Origin of the sequence: Komagataeibacter europaeus LMG 18890 (assembly GCF_000285295.1) — a bacterium.
Taxonomy (GTDB): domain Bacteria; phylum Pseudomonadota; class Alphaproteobacteria; order Acetobacterales; family Acetobacteraceae; genus Komagataeibacter; species Komagataeibacter europaeus.
The window spans coordinates 1-3,935 of the sequence record NZ_CADP01000172.1; the positions used below are offsets into that span (position 1 = coordinate 1).

A 3,935-nucleotide genomic window follows, 5' to 3' on the forward strand; every position below is an offset into this window, starting at 1 on the left:
CTTATGTGGACGGCCTTTACGATGCAAGAGGTCACATTGATTGCATTGTCGTATCTTTCTTCTGCGTATTTTCGCTCCAGCGAAATGCACTGATACTGTCATGATGTGGAGATCCGGTCAGATGCGCCCTTATGTCCGGCCTGTTTATGCGAAATCCTTCGCTGGCCATCATGGGTGTTCGCTTGCGTGTCAGGCACCAATCTGGATCTCGTGCTCAATGGCACATGGGGACATTCGGTATTGCCTGAACTGCTTCTGATTACAGTCTTTCCCATCACGCGGTCAGTGCATACTGCCGGATCTACCGGAGCTTATTCCGGTATCCATCATCCTGGTGGTACATGTCAGACTATAGCGACACTGCGACCGGCCGGACGATAGATCTCTTTGCGCGACAACAAAACCCAGATGATCCGGGCCAGCTTGTTGGCTAACGCCACGGTTGCCAGACGGCCCGGGCGACGTTCCAGAAGCTTGCAAAGCCATACTCCCGCAGCGCTATCCCATTTCTGTGCGCGGTAAAGCATGGATGTTGCGCCCAGAACGAGCATCTTTCTTATTTCCCGGTTGCCCGTTTTGGTAATTCTGCCCAATCGGGTTTTTCCGCCCGATGAATGCTGGCGCGGTACGAGACCAAGCCAGGCTGCGAAGTGCCGGGCCGTATCGAAGGCCCCAATATCGGTAACAGACGCGACAATCAGGGAGGCGGTTACCGGACCAATGCCCGGGATGGTCAAAAGACGGCGAGCATCTTCATCCTGTTTGGCATGTGTCCGGATACCTCCTTCCAGGTTTTCTATGCTTTCGTTCAGTCGACCATACTGTTCAAAGAGCAGCATGGTTGTCTGTTTCAGGGCATCAGGCAGATTGGATGAGGTTTCGATTTTCGCCAGAAGTTCGGGGAGACGGGCATTTCCAAGGGGAACAATCAAACCGAATTCCGCTGCAAGTGCACGCAACGCATTCACCAGCATCGTTTGCTGTTTGACCAGAAGGGTACGAGTTGAGTGCAGCGATAACAGGCTTTGCTGCTCCCGATTTTTAATCGGGACGAAGCGCGTGTCGGGATGGATCGCGGCAAGACAAATCGCGGCGGCATCAACAGCATCGTTTTTCTTGCCACGTTTGACAAATGGTTTGACCATTTCAGGGGGAATGAGTTTTACCTCATGACCGGTGTCACGGATGACACGAGCCCAGTGATGCGACGTGCTACAGGCTTCGAGTACGACCAGGCAGCGCTCCAGCTTTTCAAAGAATGAGATAACTTCACTCCGCCCGAGTTTCTTCTTGAGCAGACATTTTCCGCTTGCGTCCGTGCCATGCACTTGAAAAACAGACTTGGCGATATCCAGGCCGATTATGGTAACTTTCATCCGGGCGGTCTCCTCTGAATGGTCTTCCGACCTCATCATGGCACATTGATGTCGCATGGAGGCCGTCCACCCCATCTGGATCCATACTCCCATGATTGGCCGGGGTCGCGGTCACTGCGGGCCATTCTTGCCCTGGCCCGGAATCACGACTGTGATTACGTCCTGTTTGATGCGGACGGCCCGGTCGATGCCTCGCTTCGTTTCTTTGATGACGATGAAGATGAATGACCGGCAACGGCATCGGGCGTCCCTCGGGCCAGAGGCGCCGGTTCTTATTTCTTAAGGCGGGATACTTCGGTGTTCCGCCTTTTTTGTGTCCTCGCAAGGGGATCACACGAAGGAATACTGCAATGAAACTTCATTTTGACCACGCCCTGGTGGCGCGTCTTCTTGCTCATGCGCAAGCCGCGAGCGAACATTCCCCTACCTATGATCAGCTTGTTGACCCGGCCTTTCTCAAGGCTGGCGTGTCGTCGCGCCATCCGACCGGTGCGGATGTCGACCGTGCGAAGATACCGGCAGGTCTCATGCTGGTTGGCGATCATGGGGTGTACCTGATGTCGAATGGTTATCCGGGCTTCAGTGACGCTGAGGGTCAGGCGAACCTTGTCGCCTATGCTGTCGAAGCGGACCCGCGCACATGTCCTGACGACTGGTACGATGTCAAACGCGCGTCGTTTGGCGGTGACGATGGCGCGGAATTTCTTTCCGCCGATACCATCCGCAAGGCACTGGAGGCGACTGCGGGCAGTCGTTTGTGGATTGATGTCACGCCTGCGCAGATCAGTTGCCCCTATCTGGCATCCCCGAAAACACCCTGACGCGAACAAGCATATGTCGGATATCGCGAGGACTATTCTTTATTAACGTAAGCAAAAATGTAGGTAACGGGCGAGGTCTGGGCGTAAAAAATAATAAAAATCATGGTAAATATGATCGGAAACGCTATGATTAACAATCCTATATTAAGGCATTACCTGTCATTGATCTGCTTACGACATGGTTTTCAACGTCCGGCCCGCTTCATTTCCGATAACAAGTGCGGGTATGTGCCCGTGCCTGAGCAACCGAGGGAACTCGCCATGACTGAGAACTTCGAACGAAGCTTTGCGGAGCATGCAGAGCGGTTACTTCGCCATGAAAGAGCATACAATGAAGCTTCAGCGCAAAATCGCAGGATCATCTTTGAAGCGCTTTCGGTATCCAGGATTACAGCCGTTACAGTGTCGTTTGACGGTGAAGGAGATAGCGGCCAGATCGAGGAGATTGCTGTTGTGCCTGAAGGGGAGGATACACTGCTCGACGTCCTTGTCGATGCGGTGACGGCGAGGTGGACTGACTGCGAGACTGTCTCGGAACGTACTCCCCTGCGGGATGTCATCGAACAGGTCTGTTACGCCGCACTGGCCGAGACCAACGGTGGTTGGGAAAACAATGAGGGTGCTTTTGGCGACTTCAGGTTTGACGTGGCCAACAGAACGCTGACGCTCGAATTTAACGGACGATATATGTCCACTGAATATTCCGAGCATAGCTGGACAGAGGAGGCCTGAAATGGCGCATAGTTATTATCATGCTCTCTCGTCGGTGCGGCAGTGGGGAGGTACGGCTGATGACTTCCTGCCTATCCATACCTGGTTCGACGAATCAAAATTGATTTCGGCCGATTTTCGGCATCGTGCGCTGAGACATCACGCGGAAGGAATCTTCCTCGCTGAGAGACTTTTTGGCGTTGTGCTGACAATTTCCACCGGGCGGGTTGTCCCGGTGCGGTTGATCGCCGAGCAGCATATGCGCGAGGACTTTGGATTTATTCCGAGTTTCGTTGATTGGCTGAAGGAAATCCGCCCCCAGCCCTGGATGGGACGGGCGCAGCCCATTCATCGAAGCCTTGATCCCGCTTATGGCAGACTTTCAGAATAACAGAAGACTTCTGAAATACTGGCCGTGACGTAGCCCGTATGCGGCGTCGTGGATATGTCGATACGAGGACCATGGAGCTACAGCTTTTCGTCCTATAAATCAGATAAAATAATGATTGAGGCGAACTTCCGGATGTCACGGGGATAAACGCGTGAAAAAAAAGCTGCGTAGCCCCTTGTCCGGCCTTGCAGTTACCCACAAATCTGCTGTTCTTGAATTTTGTGCTTGATGCAGATGAATCTGTTGTGATTCCTTTTCTGTCACCTTTATGCAGGCGGGGTGTGAGAATGGTACAGGATTGGGTCATACAGGAAATATCCGGATCTGACCTTGGCGACGAGCGCCTGAACAGGCGTCTGGGCACGATGCTCGCGGCACTTGCTGAACGACCGGGCAAGTCTCTCCCGACGGCATTTCAGGATTGGTCTGCGACCAAGGCAGCATATAGATTTTTTGCAAATGCAAATGTAAGCGAAGACAAAATCCTTGAAGGGCATTTTTCTGCTACCGCCCAGCGTTTCGATGCGACTGCAGGGCCAGTCCTGATCCTGCAGGATACAACGGAGTTTTCCTTCACCCGAGCATCTCCCGAAAAGATCGGGTTTACCAAGGTCTCTACGGGAGGCAGGGAAAAAA

Annotated in this window: 6 protein-coding genes; 5 read left to right on the plus strand and 1 reads right to left on the minus strand. The window is 53.1% G+C overall.

Features of this window, described 5'->3' with window-relative positions; translation table 11 throughout:
• Window positions 1-344 precede the first annotated feature (344 nt).
• Window positions 345-1,376 (minus strand): IS110 family RNA-guided transposase, encoded by a 1,032-nt coding sequence (locus tag GEU01_RS19815; RefSeq protein WP_014106769.1) that lies wholly within the window; start codon window positions 1,374-1,376, stop codon window positions 345-347.
• Between the two features lie 18 nt (window positions 1,377-1,394).
• Here GEU01_RS19815 and GEU01_RS27795 point away from each other — a divergent pair, with 18 nt between their 5' ends.
• From GEU01_RS27795 to GEU01_RS23500, 5 genes are all read left to right on the plus strand, one after another.
• Window positions 1,395-1,604, plus strand: coding sequence for a DUF5983 family protein (locus GEU01_RS27795; protein ID WP_444699932.1), 210 nt, complete (start codon window positions 1,395-1,397; stop codon window positions 1,602-1,604).
• Between the two features lie 122 nt (window positions 1,605-1,726).
• A complete protein-coding gene (locus GEU01_RS19825) occupies window positions 1,727-2,197 on the plus strand; it encodes a DUF3085 domain-containing protein (protein ID WP_019087439.1) in 471 nt (156 codons plus the stop codon).
• Between the two features lie 261 nt (window positions 2,198-2,458).
• Window positions 2,459-2,929: a DUF6878 family protein gene (locus GEU01_RS19830; RefSeq protein WP_019087440.1), complete on the plus strand. Its 471-nt coding sequence runs from the start codon at window positions 2,459-2,461 to the stop codon at window positions 2,927-2,929.
• Between the two features lies 1 nt (window position 2,930).
• Window positions 2,931-3,299 (plus strand): DUF6915 family protein, encoded by a 369-nt coding sequence (locus GEU01_RS19835; protein ID WP_010511883.1) that lies wholly within the window; start codon window positions 2,931-2,933, stop codon window positions 3,297-3,299.
• 287 nt (window positions 3,300-3,586) lie between these two features.
• Window positions 3,587-3,935 (plus strand): IS4/Tn5 family transposase DNA-binding protein (locus GEU01_RS23500; RefSeq protein WP_026018546.1); only part of this gene is annotated, 349 nt, incomplete at its 3' end.

Bases quoted from the DNA above. Each gene is read 5' to 3' on its own strand.
- GEU01_RS19815 (WP_014106769.1), bottom strand. From the start codon at position 1,376: ATGAAAGTTACCATAATCGGCCTGGATATCGCCAAGTCTGTTTTTCAA.
- GEU01_RS27795 (WP_444699932.1), top strand. From the start codon at position 1,395: ATGGTCTTCCGACCTCATCATGGCACATTGATGTCGCATGGAGGCCGT.
- GEU01_RS19825 (WP_019087439.1), top strand. From the start codon at position 1,727: ATGAAACTTCATTTTGACCACGCCCTGGTGGCGCGTCTTCTTGCTCAT.
- GEU01_RS19830 (WP_019087440.1), top strand. From the start codon at position 2,459: ATGACTGAGAACTTCGAACGAAGCTTTGCGGAGCATGCAGAGCGGTTA.
- GEU01_RS19835 (WP_010511883.1), top strand. From the start codon at position 2,931: ATGGCGCATAGTTATTATCATGCTCTCTCGTCGGTGCGGCAGTGGGGA.